The 14,574-nt window shown below is 67.9% G+C and carries 15 protein-coding genes; 8 read left to right on the top strand and 7 right to left on the bottom strand.

Features of this window, described 5'->3' with window-relative positions:
- Nucleotides 1-19: 19 nt before the first annotated feature.
- Both BLV24_RS10285 and BLV24_RS10280 read left to right on the top strand, forming a co-directional pair.
- A complete protein-coding gene (locus BLV24_RS10285) occupies nucleotides 20-1,756 on the top strand; it encodes an NADH-ubiquinone oxidoreductase-F iron-sulfur binding region domain-containing protein (RefSeq protein ID WP_092681350.1) in 1,737 nt (578 codons plus the stop codon).
- 145 nt (nucleotides 1,757-1,901) lie between these two features.
- Entirely contained in the window at nucleotides 1,902-2,300 is a 399-nt protein-coding gene (locus BLV24_RS10280; RefSeq protein ID WP_092681348.1) for a hypothetical protein, read from the top strand.
- A gap of 33 nt (nucleotides 2,301-2,333) precedes the next feature.
- Here the strand turns inward: BLV24_RS10280 and BLV24_RS10275 are convergent, their stop codons facing one another.
- On the bottom strand, nucleotides 2,334-2,900 hold the full coding sequence (locus BLV24_RS10275; protein WP_092681346.1) for a carboxymuconolactone decarboxylase family protein: 567 nt from the start codon (nucleotides 2,898-2,900) through the stop codon (nucleotides 2,334-2,336).
- Between the two features lie 165 nt (nucleotides 2,901-3,065).
- Between BLV24_RS10275 and BLV24_RS10270 the strand changes: the two genes are divergently transcribed.
- A complete protein-coding gene (locus BLV24_RS10270; protein ID WP_092681344.1) occupies nucleotides 3,066-3,695 on the top strand; it encodes a TetR/AcrR family transcriptional regulator in 630 nt (209 codons plus the stop codon).
- Here the strand turns inward: BLV24_RS10270 and BLV24_RS10265 are convergent.
- The 3 genes from BLV24_RS10265 to parA are packed head-to-tail and all read right to left on the bottom strand — an operon-like array spanning nucleotide 3,692 to nucleotide 5,586.
- A complete protein-coding gene (locus tag BLV24_RS10265; RefSeq protein WP_092681342.1) occupies nucleotides 3,692-4,327 on the bottom strand; it encodes a GntR family transcriptional regulator in 636 nt (211 codons plus the stop codon). The genes BLV24_RS10270 and BLV24_RS10265 overlap by 4 nt on opposite strands.
- A 51-nt stretch (nucleotides 4,328-4,378) precedes the next feature.
- On the bottom strand, nucleotides 4,379-4,951 hold the full coding sequence (locus tag BLV24_RS10260; protein WP_092682033.1) for a GNAT family N-acetyltransferase: 573 nt from the start codon (nucleotides 4,949-4,951) through the stop codon (nucleotides 4,379-4,381).
- A 20-nt stretch (nucleotides 4,952-4,971) separates the two neighbouring features.
- On the bottom strand, nucleotides 4,972-5,586 hold the full coding sequence (parA, locus tag BLV24_RS10255; RefSeq protein ID WP_092681340.1) for a ParA family partition ATPase: 615 nt from the start codon (nucleotides 5,584-5,586) through the stop codon (nucleotides 4,972-4,974).
- A gap of 180 nt (nucleotides 5,587-5,766) precedes the next feature.
- On the opposite strand from parA, the gene BLV24_RS10250 reads away from it, so the two are divergent.
- Nucleotides 5,767-6,345 (top strand): PA14 domain-containing protein, encoded by a 579-nt coding sequence (locus BLV24_RS10250; protein ID WP_092681338.1) that lies wholly within the window; start codon nucleotides 5,767-5,769, stop codon nucleotides 6,343-6,345.
- 52 nt (nucleotides 6,346-6,397) lie between these two features.
- Here the strand turns inward: BLV24_RS10250 and BLV24_RS22835 are convergent, their stop codons facing one another.
- Nucleotides 6,398-6,532, bottom strand: a complete 135-nt coding sequence (locus BLV24_RS22835) for a hypothetical protein (protein WP_281242906.1) — start codon at nucleotides 6,530-6,532, stop codon at nucleotides 6,398-6,400.
- Nucleotides 6,533-6,822: 290 nt separating this feature from the next.
- Here BLV24_RS22835 and BLV24_RS10245 point away from each other — a divergent pair, with 290 nt between their 5' ends.
- On the top strand, nucleotides 6,823-7,215 hold the full coding sequence (locus tag BLV24_RS10245) for a BrnA antitoxin family protein (RefSeq protein WP_092681336.1): 393 nt from the start codon (nucleotides 6,823-6,825) through the stop codon (nucleotides 7,213-7,215).
- 53 nt (nucleotides 7,216-7,268) lie between these two features.
- Here the strand turns inward: BLV24_RS10245 and drt2 are convergent, their stop codons facing one another.
- Together drt2 and rimO are read right to left on the bottom strand one after the other, a co-directional pair.
- The gene (gene drt2 / locus BLV24_RS10240; protein ID WP_092681334.1) at nucleotides 7,269-8,609 is read right to left on the bottom strand and encodes an antiviral reverse transcriptase Drt2; all 1,341 of its coding nucleotides are present in this window, start codon (nucleotides 8,607-8,609) and stop codon (nucleotides 7,269-7,271) included.
- A gap of 261 nt (nucleotides 8,610-8,870) precedes the next feature.
- Nucleotides 8,871-10,235, bottom strand: coding sequence for a 30S ribosomal protein S12 methylthiotransferase RimO (rimO, locus tag BLV24_RS10235; protein WP_092681332.1), 1,365 nt, complete (start codon nucleotides 10,233-10,235; stop codon nucleotides 8,871-8,873).
- 207 nt (nucleotides 10,236-10,442) lie between these two features.
- Between rimO and BLV24_RS10230 the strand changes: the two genes are divergently transcribed.
- From BLV24_RS10230 to BLV24_RS10220, 3 genes are all read left to right on the top strand, one after another.
- Nucleotides 10,443-11,267 (top strand): VPLPA-CTERM sorting domain-containing protein, encoded by an 825-nt coding sequence (locus tag BLV24_RS10230; RefSeq protein ID WP_143040286.1) that lies wholly within the window; start codon nucleotides 10,443-10,445, stop codon nucleotides 11,265-11,267.
- Nucleotides 11,268-11,597: 330 nt separating this feature from the next.
- Complete coding sequence (locus BLV24_RS10225; RefSeq protein ID WP_092681328.1) at nucleotides 11,598-12,878, top strand: MFS transporter; 1,281 nt, start codon at nucleotides 11,598-11,600, stop codon at nucleotides 12,876-12,878.
- Between the two features lie 152 nt (nucleotides 12,879-13,030).
- Complete coding sequence (locus BLV24_RS10220) at nucleotides 13,031-14,536, top strand: MATE family efflux transporter (RefSeq protein WP_092681326.1); 1,506 nt, start codon at nucleotides 13,031-13,033, stop codon at nucleotides 14,534-14,536.
- The last annotated feature ends 38 nt before the right edge of the window (nucleotides 14,537-14,574 follow it).

The following is a 14,574-nucleotide window of genomic DNA, read 5'->3' as shown; positions in this document are numbered from 1 at the left end:
AGCGACGGGAGGCCGAGGCATGGCGGAAAACAACGGGACCCAGCAGGTCGGCGCAGGCGCCTCGAAGGGCGACCCGGCCCCCGGCATCTGGAAATCCGGCCGCGGCAAGGGCCGCCGCCAGCCCCGGGGCCGCCAGGCCGAAGACGCCGCCCTGGCCGAAATCCGCGCCCTGATCGGCCCGGGCCCGCATGCCCGCGACCGGCTGATCGAGCATCTCCACCTGATCCAGGACGCCCACGGCCACCTCTCGGCCGCTCATCTGCGCGCGCTGGCCGAGGACATGCGCCTCGCCCAGGCCGAGATATGGGAGGTCGCCACCTTCTACGCCCATTTCGACCCGATCCGCGAAGACGAAACCCCGCCCCCCGCGCTGACCGTCCGGGTCTGCGGCTCGCTTTCCTGCGCCATGGCGGGCGCCGAGGCGCTGCGCAGCGCGCTGGTCGCGGGCACGGACCCCGCCCGGATCCGCATCCTCGAAGCGCCCTGCATGGGGCGCTGCGATCTCGCCCCCACCGCGGAGATCGGCCATCGCCATGTGGACCGCGCCACCCCGGAAGCCGTCCTCGCCGCCGCGGAGGCCGGCGAAACCCGCCCGCTGATTCCCGATTGCGAATCCCTCGACGCCTATCTGGCCGGCGGCGGCTACGTCCAGCTCCGCGCCCTGCGCGAGGGCGCGACGACGCGGGACGATATCCAGGGGCTGGTGGCCGAATCCGGCCTGCGCGGGCTCGGGGGCGCCGGCTTCCCGGCCGCCCGCAAATGGGGCTTCGTGCGCGCCGAGCCCGGTCCCCGGATGCTCGCCGTCAATGGCGACGAGGGCGAGCCCGGCACCTTCAAGGACCGGGTCTTCCTCGAAACCCGCCCGCACCTGATCCTGGAGGGCATGCTGATCGCGGGCCATGTGGTCGAGGCCGAGACCTGCGTGATCTACCTGCGGGACGAATACCCCGCGGCGCGCGAGATCCTGATCCGCGAGATCGCCGCGCTGGAGGCCGCCGGCCTCGTCCCCCCCGGCCATATCGACCTGCGCCGGGGCGCCGGCGCCTATATCTGCGGCGAGGAATCCGCGATGCTCGAGTCGATCGAGGGCAAGCGCGGCCTCCCTCGTCACCGCCCCCCTTTCGTCGCGCAATCCGGCATCCACGGCCGCCCGACCCTGGTGCACAACATCGAGACCCTGAAATGGGTGGCCCGCATCTGCCACGAGGGGCCCGAGATCCTCTCGGGCGTCGAGCGCAACGGTCGGCGGGGGCTGCGCAATTTCTCGGTCTCGGGCCGGGTGCGGAATCCCGGCGTGCATTGCCTGCCGGCGGGCTCGACCATCACCGACCTGATCGCCGCGGCGGGGGGGATGCTGCCGGGCCACGTGTTCAAGGCCTATCAGCCGGGGGGGCCGTCCTCGGGCCTGCTGCCGGCCTCCGACGCCGATGTGCCGCTGGATTTCGACTGCCTTCAGGACCGCGGCAGCTTCATCGGCTCGGCCGCCGTGGTGGTGCTGTCGGACCAGGACAGCGCGCGGGGCGCGGCGCTCAACATGCTGCGCTTCTTCGCCGACGAAAGCTGCGGACAGTGCACGCCCTGCCGGGTCGGCTGCGCCAAGGCGGTGAGCCTGATGCAGGAGCCGCGCTGGGACCGGGATCTGCTGGAGGACCTGTGCCAGGTGATGGAGGACGCCTCGATCTGCGGTCTCGGCCAGGCGGCCCCGAACCCGATCCGGCTGGCGATGAAGCATTTCCCGGACGAGACCGTAAGGTGATCAGAATTCTATATTCCTCCTCACAAATCCCGGCTCTCGACGCCGATGTTATTTTGCGGGGGGCGCGGGGTGCGGTATGAATGCTGCACGAAATACGTTTTTCCACGAAGGCGGATAGGGCGGAATAGGGGTGGATGCAACCGAGATGACGCTGATCGTGCGCACGCGTTTCCTCAAGGCCGAAGGAACCTGGTTCGACTACGAGTACTTCGACGGCAAGCACTTGCCCCTGCTGCGACGGCGTCATGCCCGGCACGGGCTGCTGGAGGCCGAGCTGCGGCCCGGCGCGGCGGATGACGAACATGCCAATGTGCGGTTTGTCTACCGGGACGAGGCGAGCTTCGTGGCGGCGCTCAACGATATGGATGAGATCCTGCGGGACCTCGCCCGCGCGACCAACGCCACCATGGATCTGCGTCTTGAGCAGTTCGGCGAGACGGAACTCGGCGCCGAGGCCGAGCGCAGGGCGCGTCGGGCCGCTCGGGCGCGCGCCGCGAACCATGGCGCGCGGGATCGGGAGAGCCGCGGAGCGCCGACCGCCTGACAGGCGGCCGGCGCGATTCCGCATCTCCGCCCGTCAGGCGGCTTCCGTCGCCCGCTTCTCCCACGCGAACTTCTGGAAGGGCGTGTCGACCGGGGTTTCGGCCAGATGGTTGACGTAGTTGCTGATCACCTTCTGGGACAGGCCGAGCACCACCTCCAGGACGTTCTTCCGGGTGAAGCCGGCGTCGAGGAAGGTCTGCACCTGCGCATCCTCCATCTCGCCGCGCTGGCGGACCAGGGCCAGGGTGAAGGTCCGCAGCGCCTCCAGCTTCGGATCGGGCAGCGGCGTCTCGTTGCGCAGAGCCTCGATCACCGCGTCGTCCACGTTCATGCGCTTGGCGATGCCGGTATGCGCCGGCACGCAATAGTGGCAGGCGTGCTCGACGTTGATGGTCAGCCAGACCACGTTGAGCTCGGTCGGGGTGAAGGACGTCTCCTGGAACAGGCGGTGCAGGTGCTGATAGGCCTCCAGCGTCTCGGGGGATTCGACGAGCACGCGGTGCAGGCCGGGGATCATGCCGAAAGCCTTCTGCGAGGCGTCGAGAAGCGGTTTGCCGGCTTCGGGGGCGGTCTCGGGGCTGTGCAGGGTGAAATCGACCATCTCTGGCTCCATATTCCTTGTGTGGGGCGCGGCCTTGACCGGCGGCCGTGGGAGAGAGATATGCATGTTGAGCGAGCGCTCAAGGTTTGACTTGAGCAAATGCTCAAGTTTGTGATGCCCCCGTGTCCGATGGCGGCGGCAGGGGGCGGCGGAAGGAGGGGCGGCATGGCGCGGCTGGCGACGGAAAAGCGGGAGAAGGCGCTCTGCGCGGCGCTGGAGCTGTTCTGGCGCAAGGGCTGGCACGCGACCTCCACCCGTGACCTGGAACGGGCGCTCGACATGCGGCCGGGCAGCATCTACGCGGCGTTCGGCTCGAAGGAGGGGCTGTTCCGCGAGGCCCTGGATCGCTACGCCGCGACCACGCGGGCGGAGCTGGAGGCCGCGACGGAGGGGCGCGCGCCCCTGGCCGGGCTGGCGGAATTCGCCCGTCGGCTGGGGGCGCGGATGGTCGATCCGGACACCACCAACGCCTGCCTTCTGGTCAAGACGCTGCTGGAATGCGCCGGCGACGAGCCCGAATTGCGCGCCGAGGCCGACCGCCTGCTGAGCGGGTTCGAGGCGCGGCTGGCGGCGCGGTTCGAAGCCGCCCGCGCCGCCGGCGAAGTCCCCGCCGAGGCCGATCCCGCGAAGCTCGCCCGCCGCATGCAGTCCCGGCTGATGGGTCTGCGGGCCTATGCCCAGCGGGCCGGGGCCGAGCAGGACGCCCGCGACATGGCCGAAGATCTGGCCGCCGAGATCGAGGCCATGCGCCCCGTTCCGATCCCGGCCCCCATCGCCGCCCCCGCCCCGGGTTAGCGCTCCGCCTCCACGCTCAGGCGCTTTTCGTAGGCGCGGGAGATGTGGCGCTGCGCGGCGGCGTCGGCGCCGTCCTCGTCCCGCGTCTCGATCGCCTGAACGATGGCGTCATGCTCGTCCACCGTCTCGGCCCCGCGCAGCGGATCGGACAGGGAGGTCATGGTCAGCAGCGCCATCGACCGCCGGATCCCGTCCAGCATCGTGTTCAGATAGCGGTTGTGGGAGGCGAGATGCACCTGCCGGTGAAAGCGCCGGTTGTTGTCGCGCAGCGATTCCGGATCCGCGGTCAGTCGGCGGCTGTCCTCCACCAGGCGGCGCAGCAGGGCCTTTTCCTCCGGCGCCGCGTGGCGGGCGGCGAGGCGGGCGGCCAGGCCCTCGACCACGGCGCGGACCTCATACAATTCGCCCAGCTGGTTGTGGTCCAGAGAGGCGACCACCAGCCCGCGCCGTCCGTCATGCTGGACGACGCCCTGCGTCTCCAGCCGCCCCAGCGCCTCGCGGATCGGGGTGCGGGAGACGCCGAAGCGCTCGGCCAGCTCCGTCTCCACCAGCCGGGCGCCGGGCGGATAACGGCCGCGGTCGATGGCGTCGAGGATCAGGGAATAGGCGTCGGTCGCGCCATCGCGGGACATGGATCGGGCCTCCGGTGGGGAGGGCGGGACCTCCGGGTTCGGGCGACGAACTTAGCGGTCCGGGGCGAAGTCGCAAGCGCGCAGCCGGTATAGCGCGCCGGCGCGATGGGGATGGCCGGGGGGAAAGTCCGGCAGGGCGAAGTCGTCGGCGGGGTCGCGGGTCATGCCCAGCCGCTCCATCACCGCCAGCGAGGGCGCGTTGGCGGCGACGGCGAAGGCCACGATTTCGGCCAGGTCCAGCCCGCCCTCCGCGCGGGGCGCGAAGCCGCGGGCGATGTCGGCGCGGGCGGCCTCCGTGGCGTAGCCTTGTCCCCAGGCGGGACGGGCCAGCCGCCAGCCCACCTCGACGCAGGGCGCGTCGGTCCCCGGCATGACCGAGGCGTGGAGCCCGGCGAAGCCGATGCATTCGCCGGTCGCCTTCAGCTCCAGCGCCGGGAAGGCGGCGAGGGCCGCGGCCCGATGCGCTTCCAGCCGGTCGATCAGCGCGTCGGAGCGGGCGCGATCCAGCGGCGCGGGGAAAAAGCGCATCACCTCCGGGTCCGCGACCAGGGCCGCGAAGGCGTCGCGGTCGCGGTCCTCGAACGGGCGCAGGATCAGGCGGGCGGTCTCCAGGGGCGGGGGCATGGTCGGGTTCACGGGCGCGGTCACAGGCGGGACATCAGGTCCTCGGCCAGCGCCCCGACCTCCTGCGCGGCGCGGGAGCGGGGCGAGACCTCGGAGGCCGCGCGCCCCTGCAGGAAGGCGGTGGAATAGGCCACCCGGGCGCCCAGCGCGGCGGGGGAGATGTCGGCGCCGCTCTCGGCCAGCATGCGCAGCGTCTCCTCCATCGCGCCGCCGCGGGGCGGCACGCGGTTGAGCACGATGACCGCGCGGGTCTTCTCCCTGGCGCACATCTCCAGCGTGGCGCCGGTGGCCCAGGCGTCCATGGGCGAGGGCTGGCAGGGGATGACCACCAGATCGGCCTGGCGCACGGCGGCGCGCAGCAGGATGTCGGCGTTGCCCGGACAGTCCACCAGCACGTGGCCGGCGGCGCGGGCGGCCTTGCGCAGCGCGGCGCCGGCCTGCCAGTCGGCGGCGGCGTCCACGGGGATCTCGGGGTCGTTGCGGATCTCCGCCCAGCGGGTCAGGCTGCGCTGCGGGTCGAGGTCCACCAGCGCCAGCGTGCAGCCCCGCGCCGCCATGGCGACCGCGGTCTGCACCAGCAGCGTGGTCTTGCCGGCCCCGCCTTTCTGCTGCGCGAACACGACGATCTTCGCCATACCCGGCCCCCTTTCCGGTTGCTGCCCGGCGCCAGAGAAGCGCGTTTCCCCAACGCGCACAAGGCCGCGCGGCGCCCGGCGTCGGTTTCCCGCGGTCGGGCGCGAGAAAACCGTTGGCGTCCGGCGCGGGGGCTTCTAGCGTCGGCTCCGGTTCGAGACATGACACCACGGGGGTCCGGCATGAGACGGCAAGTTGCGGCGGCGCTTCTGGCGCTTGGAGCGGTCTGGGCGTCGGGGGCCTGGACGGAGGCGGCGGCCGAGGTCCTGACCCGCGCCGATCCCCAGCCCGAGGGGCTCAAGCCCGGGCTCGAGGTGCGCTACGTCTATCCGCCGGACGTGCGGTTCCTCAACCAGATCGACGGGCTCAAGGGCAACGCCCAGCTTGGCGAGCCGCTGGTGGGCTTCGACTATCCCGACACCGCGCCGGGGCAGAAGGCGCTGACCTCGCAGGCGGCGGAGAAGGTGGCGGCCTACATAAAGGGTTACATCCACTTCGAAAAAGCCGGGAAGTGGAAGGTCCGCCTGCAGTCCAACGACGGGGTCCGGCTGCATATCGGGGGCGTCAACGTCTATGAGCATGACGGCCGGCATGGCTGCATGACCATGGGCTGGAAGGACGAATACGAGGTGCCGGAGCCGGGCTGGTACGAACTGGAAGCCACCTGGTTCCAGCGGCTGTCGACGTCCTGCCTGCTCATGGAATGGGCCGGGCCGGGGGAGGACTTCGACTGGACCCCCAACGAGGCCTTCGGCCACTGAGCCTCTCCCGCGTCCCCGGGGCGTCGGCCCCGGGGACGCGGGGGCCGGGCGATCACTTGCCCTTCTTGGGTTTCGCCTGATTTTCCATGATCTTGGCGGCGAGGGGATGGACGGCCGTGGTGGCGGCCGCCTTCTCCTTCTTGGGTTTCTTGGCTTCCTTGTTGGAACGCATCTGGCCCTTGGCCATGGTGTCTCTTTCGTCCGGCTGAGCCGCGCGAGGCCGGGAGGCCGGGGCGGCGGAGGGCGCGCCGGAATGCGTCCGCCGGCAGGGCGGGCGCGCGCGGTCTCGCTTCGCGCGCGGATCATGCGCCTGTCGGGAGGCGGCGTCGAGAGGGCGCGAAAGCGGGGGGTGACATGCGTGCGCCGGACGTGCGCCGCGCGTATGCCGGGCGAAAGACTCGGGCTTTATGCGAATTTTAAGCGATTTCGACGAGGATCGGCCGCGGGACCGGAGAGCGGAAACGGGAGGCGCGGCCGATGAGCCGGTATGAAATCGACCCCTATGACCCGGATTACGACGGGTCGGACTTCGACCCGGCGGCGGCGCTGGTCGAGGCGACCTCGCTGCTGGAGAAGGGCGACGACGACGAGGCGATGTGGGTGCTCGAAAAGGGCGAGCGCGCGATGAAGCGCTGGGAGGCGTGGAAGGAGTTCGACGCGCGCCAGAAGGCGATCGAGGCGGTGCTGCGCGAGGCCTGGTCGAAGACGACGCAGAAGGTCCCGGTGCGGCCGAAACAGACGCGGGTGACGCTGCGGCTGGACGAGGACGTGGCGAAATGGTTCCGCAGGCTGGGGCCGAACTATGGGCGCCGGGTGAATGCGGTGCTGCGGGATTATGCGATTCTGGAGGGGTTTCGGGCGCGGCGGTGAGGGGGGCGAGGGCGGGAGCGGCGGGTTGGCGCCAGCCCTACGCTAAAACTGCATCAATCTTTATCGATCACATATCGGGTTGCTCTGAACGACTCGCGAATCCATGCACTTTTGAACCAAGTCATGTGTCGCTTGACTTGCTGCCTGATTTCCGGAGCGTTCATCTCATCCGCGCAGCGAAGAGCATACTTCACAAAATTTCGCCGCTTTCCAAGGTGCGTGTATCGACTCAAGAGTTCTCGCTTGTGGGTGTTGGATGCAGGTATTCCATGTTGCCGCGCGGCGAGCATTTTTGCTCGAATGCCACGTTGCATTTTCTTTTTGTAGTTGAGGATTGTAGATTCACGCAGCAATGTCTTCTCACCATCAAATGTGAAGCCCAAATACTGAATGTGTGACGTGTCTTTCGAAGCGATGCCGTCGCGAAATTCGCAAATTTCAGTCTTCTCGTCACTAATAGATAGATGCGATTCGGATGCGACTTTCAGCACGATCTGGGAGATGTGTTTTGCCTTCATATTAGGTGGAATCACTATTGCGATGTCGTCGGAATATCTTCGATAGCTGCCGCCGCACTTCTCGACCATCTTTGAAATGGTTTCATCTAACGTCAGCATGTATATATTCGCAAGTAGACCTGAAATAGGTAGGCCTTGGGGTATTCCGAAAGGCATTTCATTTGACCGGACTAAAGTTTTATCATTCCTGATATGTTCTTTAAAAGCATCTGGCGAACAGATGCGGCCTGGCCGGTCTCTCAATTTCCCTAATATAGTATCTAAATCTGCGATCTCTACCCAAGAAAATTTTGTCACATTTTTAAATATTGACCATTCAACTTCGCTGAGCTCAGTCTCTCCTTTGATGCGGAGAATTTCTTGCCGAAGAAGTTTGTGATCCAGTGTGTCGAAAAATGCGGAAATATCAAGTGCAACTACCGTGCAGTCCTGGCGAAGGCGTATTTCAGCAAAGAGTGATTTTGCATGATCTATATTTGTTAGTCCGGTTGACCTGTACGCTAGAACGTTTTTCGAGAGCGCCCTAGATTTCAGATAGGCCTCGTAGGGTTCATTGAGTGCCAAGCTATAAGCTTCTAGATACGCCGCATCAGAATGGCTGGCATAGCGAATATTTCTCGGCTTGATTTTAGCTTGGATTGTGCCGTCGTCTAATTTTCGGACTCGACGAGTGAAATTAGTATAGCCAAGTAAAGGAAGGAAACGGTGCTTCTCTTTGAATTCGTGAGTTTTCGTGAAGGCGGTGCGCTGTTGATCCGATAGGCGCAGGTCAAAGTGGTCGTAGTTTCGCTCTTTGGTTTGATACGCCTCGGGAAATTTTAGGGTTTTATGATCGGGAATTTCTTCGTCCGATTGAGGCAGGTTCAGCCAGGACATAATGACTCCGTTCGTCCAATGTCCTGGCTATCTTACCTAGCTCCCCAAGCCCTGCGGCCCGAGTTCGTTTTCAACCTAGTGTGGTATGTTGGAACTGCTGACTGCAGAGGAGACCAAGCGATGAGCCCAGCGACCTGGATCCCGCTTGCGCGAACGGCGCTTGCGGTCCTTAACACACCTCGCTCAAGCCTAGCGCCTGAGGCACGACTTACGTAGGGGCGGTCTCGATATGATGCAAGGGGCCGCGGGAACGAAAAGTGATCATCTGAGTGCCTCCCCCCAAAGATCATGCTCCTCGGCCCCGGTCACTTCGACCTCGACGATCTCGCCGACCTTAAGGCCCTCGCCCTCCACGAAAATGCGGCCGTCGATCTCCGGCGCGTCCGCCACCGTGCGGCCGGTGGCCTCGTCCTCCTCGACCTCGTCGAGGATCGCCCAGACCTTCGTCCCCACCTTCGCCTCAAGCTTCTCGGCGGAGATGCGGGCCGAGACCTCCATGAAACGGGCCTGACGCTCGGCGGCGATCTCGGGGTCGACGTGGTTCGCGAGCGCGTTGGCGGGCGCGCCGGCGACGTCCTCATAGATGAAGCAGCCGACGCGATCGAGACGCGCCTCCTCCAGCCAGCCCAGCAGATGCTCGAACTCGGCCTCGGTCTCGCCGGGGAAGCCGACGATGAAGGTCGAGCGCAGGGCGATGTCCGGGTTGATCGAGCGCCAGGTCCGGATCCGCTCCAGCGTGTTCTCGGACGCGGCGGGGCGGGCCATGCGGCGCAGGATGTCCGGATGCGAGTGCTGGAAGGGGATGTCGAGATAGGGGAGCAGGCCGGCGGGCTTCGCGGCGGTGCTCATCAGCGGGATCAGGTCGTCCACCTGCTTGTAGGGATAGACGTAGTGCAGGCGGGTCCAGAGGCCGAGCGAGGCCAGCCCCTCGGACAGGTCCTTGATATGGGCGCGATACTCGGTCCCGCGCCAGTCGCCGGGCGCGTGGCGGATGTCGCGGCCGTAGGCGGAGGTGTCCTGGGAGATCACCAGCAGCTCGCGCACCCCGGCCTCGGCCAGCTTCTCCGCCTCGCGCAGCACGGCGCGCACGGGGCGGGAGGCGAGTTTGCCGCGCAGCTGCGGGATGATGCAGAAGGCGCATTTGTGATTGCAGCCCTCCGAGATCTTCAGCCAGGCGTAATGGCGCGGCGTGAGGCGGAGGCCCTGGGGGGGGAGCAGGTCGAGGAACGGCTCGTGCGGGCGGGGGTTGGCCTCATGCACGGCGTCGAGGACCTGTTCGTATTGGTGGGGGCCGGTGACGGCGAGCACCCGGGGATGGGCCTCGCGGATCGCGGACTCGTCGGCGCCCATGCAGCCGGTGACGATGACGCGCCCGTTCTCGGCCAGGGCCTCGCCGATGGCGTCGAGCGATTCGGCGCGGGCCGAGTCGAGGAAGCCGCAGGTGTTGACGATCACCGCGTCGGCGCCGGCGTAATCGGGCGAGATTGTATACCCTTCCGCACGCAACCGGGTGAGGATACGCTCGCTGTCCACAAGAGCTTTGGGGCAGCCGAGCGACACCATGCCCACGGAGGGCGGGCGCGGAATGGCGGTTCGGTTCGGTTCGTCGGCGGTTTCGTGGGTCATGCGGCGCGTTTACCCTTGTTTTTCGGGCGCGGGAAGGGAAATGCGCCTTGCAGCGGCTTCATTTACCTAACGAATCCTGAATGGTCAGTCTTTCCATGCCAGGGTCCTTCTGCTATCAAGATGGCGAGTGTGGGACTGCGACGTGAGTCGATGTGCCCTCTTTCGGGGAAACCAGCGACTCGTCGCTTAACTGAAACGGAGCTTGAGATGCGGGGTCTTAAGACATTTGCCGGGGGCGTGACCCTCGCCGCGGGAGCCGCCGTTCTGGCGCCCCAGGCGGCGAACGCCCTGGCCACCTATTCCGCCACGGCGGACATTCAGGTGTCCGCCTATTCTTCGACCTACACGCGGGGCTGGAGCCCGGTCGCGCCGTTCACCGGCACGTCCAGCTCGACCTACGCGCTGGGCGGGCCGACGGACGCCGGTGAGACGGTCCTCACCGACATCGGGAACACGACGCATTCCTATGTGGCGGTGTCGTCCGTCTATAACTACGTCTATGCCAACACCTCGCCGCGCAAGGTGGTGAACGCCTCCAAGACGCTGTCGGGTTCGGCCGAGGCGACCGGCGGCGCCGGCGCCGAGGTTCAGGCGGCCGGCGGCCCCTGGACGACCTATGTCTACCTGTTCAACAAGGATCCGAACGGGATCGACGCCATCTTCTCGGCGAACGTCACGCTCGACCTGCTGACCAGCATCTCCGATCCCGGGAACGAGACGGCCTATGCCGGCGGTACCGTGAGCGCGACGCTGAACACGCCCGGCTCCCTGCCCGAGGATGTGGACTCGTTCGATCTGGACACGTTCTCGCTCAACGGATCGGGCACGGGCGACTCGACCGGCGTCTTCACCTACGACTTCTCGGTGGCCTCCGGTTCCTACGCCTACCTGGCGATCACCGTCGATCTGGAAGGCGCCGCGATCTCCAACCCGGAGCCGGTTCCGCTGCCCGCGGCCCTGCCGATGCTGGGTCTGGCGCTGGGCGGTCTGGGCTTCGTCGCCCGCCGTCGCGCGAAGAACGCCAAGAACTGATCCCGACGCGCCAAGCGCGCGAGCCGGGACATTGGACGGGCCGCCCCTTGCCGGGGCGGCCCGTTCGCGTTGCGGGGAGGGCCGTTCCAGCGCGGCGGCGGAGCGGAGCGCGCGCGGCGGCGGCGTTCGCGCGGTCTTGACGCCGGACGGGTTCGCCGAGGATACCCACCGGGTCTGGCGCCGCCCGCCCCAGCTCTCTCCGGTCACGTCGAGCCCGATCCGGCCCGACCTCCGCGCCAGGCGGACGAGCCATACCTGAACCGCAGCGCGGAACATGTATTCCGCCCGATTTCGCTCGCCTTGCACGAGCGGCGAGCGTAAGGATGCCTTATGACAAGACGGCCCGTTCCCATCGCCGAAGCCGCGAACTATCCGCGCTGGAGGCGACCCGAGGCGCTGCTGCTGCTGATGGCCGCCGGCCTGCCTCTGGCCTTCGCCACCTGGAGCGCGCTGCTCAACAATTTCGTGGTCGAGGCGGCGGGCTTCGACGGCTCCGACATCGGTTGGCTGCAGACGGTGCGCGAGATCCCGGGCTTCGCCGCCATCGGGGTCATCGCGGTGATCCTGTTCGTGCGCGAGCAGACGCTGGCGCTGATCTCGCTGGGGATGCTGGGGATCGCGACGGCGCTGACCGCGCAGTTCCCGACCTTCGGCGGCCTGCTGATCACCACCTTCGTGGGCAGTCTCGGCTTCCATTACTACGAGACCGTGAACCAGAGCCTCCAGCTGCAATGGCTGTCCAAGCAGGAAGCCCCGCGGATGCTGGGGCGGATCCTGGCGGCGGCCTCGGGCGCCTCGCTGCTGGCGTACGGGCTGATCGTGGGGGCGTGGAAGGCCTTCGATCTCAGCTACAACACGGTCTACATGGTCGGCGGCTTCGCGACGCTGGCGGTGGCGCTGTTCGCGCGCTTCGCCTATCCGAACTGGGAGGCGCCGCATCCGCAGATCAAGAAATTCGTGCTGCGGCGTCGATACTGGCTGTATTACCTGCTGACCTTCTTCGCAGGGGCGCGGCGGCAGATCTTCATTGTCTTCGCCGCCTTCATGATGGTCGAGAAATTCGGCTACGAGGTGCATGAGGTCACCGCGCTGTTCCTCATCAACTACCTCGCCAACATGCTGTTCGCGCCGCTGGTCGGGCGGATGATCGGCCGCTTCGGCGAGAAGCTGGCGCTGACGCTGGAATATGCCGGGCTGGTCGGGGTCTTCGCGCTATACGCCGGGGTCTACCATTTCGACTGGCCGGCCTGGGCGGCGGCGGCGCTCTATGTGGTGGACCATCTGCTGTTCGCCATGGCCTTCGCGCTGAAGACCTACTTCCAGAAGATCGCGGCGCCCGGCGACATCGCGCCGACCGCGGCGGTGGCCTTCACCATCAACCATATCGCGGCGGTGTTCCTGCCGGCGGCGCTCGGTTACCTGTGGCTGGTCAGCCCTCAGGCGGTGTTCGTGCTGGCGGTGGGCCTGGCGGCGAGCAGCCTGGGCCTGGCCCGGATGATCCCCCGCCACCCCGAAGAGGGCCGCGAGACGGTGTTCGTCCGCGCGCCGGCTCCGAGCGCCACGGGCGCGGTTCCCGTCGCGCCCCCGCCGCCCGCGACGCCGGCGGGGTGAGCGCATGAGGGCCGCCCCGAACGATCCGAGCGCCCGGCCGAAGGCTTTCGGCCCAAACGCGCGGAGCGCTGGCGGCCCAAACGCGCGGAGCGCTGGCGGCCCAAACGCGCGGAGCGCTGGCGGCCTTGACCCGCGCGGCGGAGGGCGGTCCGATGGCTGAGCCCCCCAACCCGACGCCCAATCCCAGTCTCGCCCCCGCGCCCGCCCCCGCCCCCCGCCCGGGGCTGGGCGAGGAGGGCCGCTTCACCCGCGGCTCCACCATGCGGCATGTGGCGGTGATGACGCTGACGGGCTCGCTGGGCCTGACCTTCATGTTCCTCGTGGATTTCGTGACGCTGCTCTACGTCTCGATGCTGGGGGACGAGCGGCTGACCTCCGCCGTGGGCTACGCCTGGACCATCCAGTTCTTCACGGTGGCCATGGGCATGGGCTTCGGCGTGGCGGCGACGGCGCTGGTCAGCCGGGCGCTGGGGGCGCGGGACAAGGCGCGGGCGCGGCGGATCGCGGGGTCGGTGATGACCTCGGCCTTCGTGTTCCTGCTGGTCATGGCCTTCGTGCTGACCGCGATGCGGGACTGGGTGCTGCACCTGCTGGGGGCGGAGGGCTTCGTGCATGCGCAGGCCTCGGATTTCCTGCTGGTGACCATGCCGACGCTGCCCTTCATGGCCTCGGGGATGCTGGGATCGTCGGTGCTGCGCGCGATGGGGGATGCGCGGCGGGCGATGATGGTGACGCTCTCGGCGGGGATCGTGGTGGCGCTGGCGGCGCCGTTCCTGATCTTCGAGGACGTGTTCGGGATCCCGGCGCTGGGTCTCGGCATCTTCGGCGCGGCCGGGGGGCTGGCGTTGACCCGGGTGTGGACGGCGGGGATGGGGTTCTACTACGCGGTGATCCACCACGACCTGGTGCAGCGGCCGCGGCTGGCGACGGTGCTGGCGGACCTGCCGGCGATCGTGCGCATCGCCACGCCCTCGGCGCTGACGCAGCTGTCGACGCCGGTGGCGAATTTCCTGCTGACCGCGGCGATCTCGGGCTATGGCGCGGGCTATGTGGCGGGCTGGGCGGTGGTGAGCCGGATGACCGTGCTCGCCTTCGCCGGGGTCTTCTCGCTGTCGTCGGCGATCGGCGGGATCGTCGGGCAGAACTACGGCGCCGGGCGATTCGACCGGGTGCGGATGACCTATCGCGACGCGCTGATCTTCTGCGCGGGCTATGTGGCGGTGGTCTGGGCGATCATGGCGGCGGCGTCGGACGCGCTGGCGGACGGGTTCTCCCTGTCGGAGGAAGGCTCGGAGGTGGTCCATGCCTTCGGGGAGATCGGGGCCGGCGGGTTCCTTTTCGCCGGGGCGGCCTTCGTGGCGGTGGCGGCGTTCAACAGCCTCGGGCGGCCGGTCTGGTCCACCTGCGTGAACTGGGCGCGGGACGCGGGCGCGATCCCGCTGATGCTGGTGGTGTTCGGCGCGCTGCCCTTCGGGGCGACGGGCGTGATCTACGCGCAGGCGGCGGGCGGGGCGCTGGTGGGCGTGGCCGCGGGGCTCATCGGCTGGCGCTATGTGCGGCGGCTGGAGCGGCGCGCGGAGGCGCAGGCGCCCGCCGGAACCGAGGCCGGAACCGACGCCGGAACAGAGGCCGGGCTGGGCCGGCCGGCCGCCGAATAGGCCGCGCGCGGCGCCCGCGGATTGCGCGAGGGGGCTGG

The organism is Albimonas donghaensis (assembly GCF_900106695.1).
Taxonomy (GTDB): domain Bacteria; phylum Pseudomonadota; class Alphaproteobacteria; order Rhodobacterales; family Rhodobacteraceae; genus Albimonas; species Albimonas donghaensis.
This window is presented reverse-complemented; position numbering and strand designations above follow the sequence as displayed.